The sequence below is a fragment of the Streptomyces sp. NPDC059456 genome (assembly GCF_042750055.1).
In the GTDB taxonomy this organism is placed as follows: Bacteria; Actinomycetota; Actinomycetes; order Streptomycetales; family Streptomycetaceae; genus Streptomyces.
In genome coordinates, this window is record NZ_JBHYVA010000729.1 from 1 (window position 1) to 4,157 (window position 4,157).

At 71.1% G+C, this 4,157-nt stretch carries 4 protein-coding genes and 1 pseudogene; 4 read left to right on the forward strand and 1 reads right to left on the reverse strand.

All coding sequences use genetic code 11. From position 1 onward, the window contains the following. Nucleotides 1-91: 91 nt before the first annotated feature. On the reverse strand, nt 92-718 hold the full coding sequence (locus ACFXA3_RS37285) for a TetR/AcrR family transcriptional regulator (RefSeq protein ID WP_385194791.1): 627 nt from the start codon (nt 716-718) through the stop codon (nt 92-94). 272 nt (nt 719-990) lie between these two features. Here ACFXA3_RS37285 and ACFXA3_RS37290 point away from each other — a divergent pair, with 272 nt between their 5' ends. From ACFXA3_RS37290 to ACFXA3_RS37305, 4 genes and pseudogenes are all read left to right on the forward strand, one after another. Continuing rightward, nucleotides 991-1,992: a tetratricopeptide repeat protein gene (locus tag ACFXA3_RS37290; RefSeq protein ID WP_385194794.1), complete on the forward strand. Its 1,002-nt coding sequence runs from the start codon at nt 991-993 to the stop codon at nt 1,990-1,992. Nucleotides 1,993-2,611: 619 nt separating this feature from the next. Further along, entirely contained in the window at nt 2,612-3,262 is a 651-nt protein-coding gene (locus ACFXA3_RS37295) for a DUF6230 family protein (RefSeq protein ID WP_054223648.1), read from the forward strand. Between the two features lie 107 nt (nt 3,263-3,369). Continuing rightward, nucleotides 3,370-3,873 carry a DUF6114 domain-containing protein gene (locus ACFXA3_RS37300; protein WP_385194798.1) on the forward strand — a complete coding sequence of 168 codons (504 nt, stop codon included), beginning with the start codon at nt 3,370-3,372 and terminating at the stop codon, nt 3,871-3,873. After that, nucleotides 3,863-4,157, forward strand: a pseudogene (locus ACFXA3_RS37305) (hypothetical protein); the annotation flags it as partial. The gene ACFXA3_RS37300 and the pseudogene ACFXA3_RS37305, both read left to right, overlap by 11 nt.

Consider the following 4,157-nt stretch of genomic DNA (forward strand, 5'->3'; position numbering starts at 1 on the left):
GTTCCCCCCCGCGCGCCCGCGCCCGGCGGCGCGCCCCCCCCCGGGGGGGGGGCGCCCCCCCCGCCCTTCGCGCTTGCCGGGGCGGCCCGCGTCAGGCGGGGGCCGGGCCCTGGAGGCCGTGCATCAGCAGGGCCGTGAACGTGGCCACCCAGAGTTCGTCCACCGGCTCCGAGCTGACCAGCGCCCGGTGGACCACCGTGCCCGCGATCACGTCGAAGATCAGGTCGGTGGTGCGGCAGGCCAGCTCCTCGTCCTCCTCGTACGGCAGTTCGCCGCGGGCCTGGGCCCGTTCGCGGCCCAGTACGACGAGACGTTTCTGCCGGTCCACGATCGCCGACCGGATCCGGTCGCGCAGGGCCTCGTCGCGGGTGGACTCGGCGACGACCGCCATCAGTGCCGTACGGGCCTCCGGGCGCCGCAGCAGCGCCGCGAACTGGAGGACCACGTCCTCTATGTCGGCCTCGAGGGAGCCCCGGTCGGGGAGTTCGAGGGAGTCGAAGAGCTCCGCGACGGCGTCCACGACGAGCTCGTTCTTCCCCGCCCAGCGGCGGTAGAGGGTGGTCTTGGCGACCCCGGCCCGGGTCGAGACGTCGCCCATCGTCAGCTTCGACCAGCCCAGCTCGACCAGCGCGTCCCGCGTCGCGGCGAGGATCGCGGCGTCCGCGGCGGCGCTGCGGGGGCGGCCGGTACGTCCGGTCGGGGAGCTGGCGTTGCGCATGGCCGAGACCATACCCGCCAGTAGCGGAACCGGCGGTCCGCGAAATGCTGTGGTTGAGATCACGGGGCGCGAAGGGGCGCGGGGAGTTACGCTACGGCTCGTAGCGTAAGAGCGGCAACCACGCGAAGAGCTACCGGCGCCAGGTGGGGACCCGGCGCCAAGACCGCACGAACACCGCACGAACACCGCACAGACGATCGGCCCGACGCGGGCGAGAAGGCATTTCGGCCGATCTTTTTCGTCGGCGCGCACACACGGGGGAGGATGTACGCATGCAGCCCAGAAACATGTCCATGAGCGGCGTCGTCGACCTCGCCGCGGTGAAGGCGGCCGGCGAGGCCAAGGCCAAGGCCGAGCAGGCCCGTGCCGAAGCGGCCCGGCAGGCCGCCCAGGGCGGCGCGCCCGCGTCCGCCGGTGCCGTGCCGCCGTCCGCGCTCGTGATCGACGTCGACGAGGCCGGCTTCGAGCGCGACGTCCTCCAGCTTTCCGCAGAGGTGCCGGTCATCCTGGACTTCTGGGCCGAGTGGTGCGAGCCGTGCAAGCAGCTCAGCCCGCTCCTGGAGCGCCTGACGGTCGAGGCGAACGGCCGCCTCCTGCTGGCGAAGGTCGACGTCGACTCCAACCAGATGCTGATGCAGCAGTTCCAGATCCAGGGCATCCCGGCCGTGTTCGCCGTGGTCGCGGGCCAGGTGCTGCCGCTGTTCCAGGGCGTGGCCCCCGAGCAGGAGATCCGCGCGACCCTCGCGCAGCTGGTGCAGGTCGCCGAGGAGCGCTTCGGGATCATCGGCATCGAGGTGGACCCGGACGCCGAGGGCCCCGCGGGCGGCCCGGCCGCCGAGACCGAGGCCCCGGCGGGCCCGTACGACGCGCTGCTCGAAGCGGCCGTCGTCGCGCTGGACGCCGGTGACCTGGGCGGCGCGGTGCAGGCGTACAAGAACGTACTGGCGGACGACCCGGCCAACACCGAGGCGAAGCTGGGCCTGGCCCAGGCCGAGCTGCTCGCCCGGGTCAAGGACATGAACCCGCAGGCGGTGCGCACCGCGGCGGCCGAGAACCCGCAGGACCCGGCGGCCCAGATCGCCGCCGCCGACCTGGACCTGGTGGGCGGCCACGTGGAGGACGCCTTCGGGCGCCTGGTGGACACGGTGCGGGTGACGGCGGGCGCCGACCGGGACGCCGTACGGGTACGGCTGCTGGAGCTGTTCGAGGTCATCGGCGCCGACGACCCCCGGGTGGCGGCGGCGCGTACGGCGCTCGCGCGGGTGCTGTTCTAGGGTCCGCTCCGGGCGCCCGTCGGCGCTCTTCCGGAATGCTCCGGGCGGCCCTCGGGCGACCGGCGATTTGTTGACACGTAGATAAACAGCAGCCGCACTTTGCCAAAACTTGGTAATTGCGGCTGCTGTTACTCGCAGTAAGTAGAACCCCGTGAACTGTCCGGTGTGTTCGTGAATCCCCCGATCTGTCGTGGCCCATGGTGACACCCTGCGTCGTCGCCCGATGGCGCCGGGTCGATGCCCGGTTATCTTGCCGTTACCCGCCAGTAACGAACCCCCTTGTGCCCCGGCCTGGAATGGACCACGATCGGCGACGCTCGGTCCTTCCCGCAGAGCCGCTCATCCGGAGCCGCGGCGGAGGGTCCCCACCGGGCCGGCCGGTGGCAGTGGCACCGGCTGTTGGACAGGGGGGTCTTCGCCGCACCGGCGGAGCCTGTCCTCCTGGTTGCGCGAACGCGTGACCCAGTGGTTGTCGCTCGGGGGTGAACGCCGGTGTACCGGACGCGGCTGTGCCGCGGCTCGGCCGCCTGCGCTCCTTCCCGAGGACGTAGCACTTCTCCCATCCCAGGACGGGTACGGCCCGGACCGGAGATGTACGTCCGAGAAGGAGGAACGAATAATGAGTTCTCAGGTTCGTGGCGGGACCAGATGGAAGCGCTTCGCGCTCGTCATGGTGCCGAGCATCGCGGCCACCGCCGCGGTCGGTGTGGGTCTGGCGCAGGGTGCCCTCGCGGCGTCCTTCAGCGTGTCCGGCCAGGACTTCAAGGTCTCCGCCGACAAGCTCGACGGTGACGACCTGCTCCAGTACGGCAGCGTCGCCAAGGGCAAGGGCCTCGACGGCAAGGACGCGGCGCACCCGGTCACCATCTCCGGGTTCCGCCACGCCGAGATCACCAACATGTGCCAGTCGCTGGTGACCCCGATCCCCGGCCTCGGCAACATCACGATGCAGCTGCGGACGGGCAACAAGGGCAAGCCGGCCGTCGCCGACAACATCTACCTCGATGTTGCGGAGCTCGACACCGACGCCACGTTCAGCGACCTGGACATCGGTGTCGCGGTCGGCGCCGCGGCGGACGACAAGCACCCCACCGCGCCGCAGGCCGGCACGGTGGCCAGCGGTGCCCTGTTCTCGCAGCGCGCCAAGAAGGCCGTTCTGACGAACGTGCGCCAGAAGGCCTGGGCGACGACGGCGGGTACCTTCACGCTGCCCGACCTCAAGCTGCGCCTGCTGAGCGGCGACCAGCCGTGCTACCAGGACGAGAAGTAATCCGTCCCGGCAGGTGAACGGTGGGGCGGGTGGCGGCCGTGGTCGCCGCCCGTCCCGCCGGGCTCCACGTAGTTCTCCGTACCACCGTTTCCAGGGAGCTGTTGTCCATGAACCCCCAGGCCCCGGTTCGCGCCGCAGACGACTCTTGGCTCACCGTGGTGTACTACCGCTTCCGCGCCTGGAGGGGTGTCCGGCCCTTCTGGGCGGGACTCTTCACTCTCATCGGCGGTATCCCCATCGCGTACTTCCCCTACGCGGACCTCCGGCTGGGCAACATCACCATCGCCATGGCGACGACCGCGGGGGCGGGCTCGCTGATCATCGGCGTCCTGCTGATGACCCTCGGCGTGGCCCTCTGGTTCCAGCAGGGCATCCGGGTCTTCGCCGGTGTGGCGTCGATCCTCCTCGCCCTGGTCTCCCTGCCGGTGTCCAACCTGGGCGGCTTCTTCCTCGGCTTCCTGTTCTCCCTGATCGGCGGAGCCCTCGCCCTGTCGTGGGCGCCGGGCAAGCCGCAGGACGCGCAGGAGCTGCAGGACCCCCGCGACACGGAGACGGTTTACGCGACCGAGAAGACTGCCCACGCCGATGGCGGGAGGAACAGTGCGGGGTGACGAGACGCAGCGGGGCGTGACCCCGAGCGCAGAGTCCCGTGAACGAAGGGGACCGCGGCACGCCGCGCCCCGGAAGTCGCTGCTGAACAAGATCCAGATACCCGTCGGCAAGACGATGGCGTTGGCCGCCATGCCGACGGCCGTGTTCGTCGGGATGGGCATGGCGCCGAAGCTCGCCCTGGCCGACGAGGAGATCCCCTTCGCTCGCGGAGCGGTTGTGTCGCGAGACGACGGAGCCGCGGAGTGGGGCTGTGCTAGACCCTCCTCAACGAGCGAGCGCGCGC

What these genes read in the sequence shown, in the direction of transcription:
- ACFXA3_RS37295 (WP_054223648.1), top strand. Translation starts at nt 2,612, where the DNA reads ATGAGTTCTCAGGTTCGTGGCGGGACCAGATGGAAGCGCTTCGCGCTC.
- ACFXA3_RS37300 (WP_385194798.1), top strand. Translation starts at nt 3,370, where the DNA reads ATGAACCCCCAGGCCCCGGTTCGCGCCGCAGACGACTCTTGGCTCACC.
- ACFXA3_RS37285 (WP_385194791.1), bottom strand. Translation starts at nt 718, where the DNA reads ATGCGCAACGCCAGCTCCCCGACCGGACGTACCGGCCGCCCCCGCAGC.
- ACFXA3_RS37290 (WP_385194794.1), top strand. Translation starts at nt 991, where the DNA reads ATGCAGCCCAGAAACATGTCCATGAGCGGCGTCGTCGACCTCGCCGCG.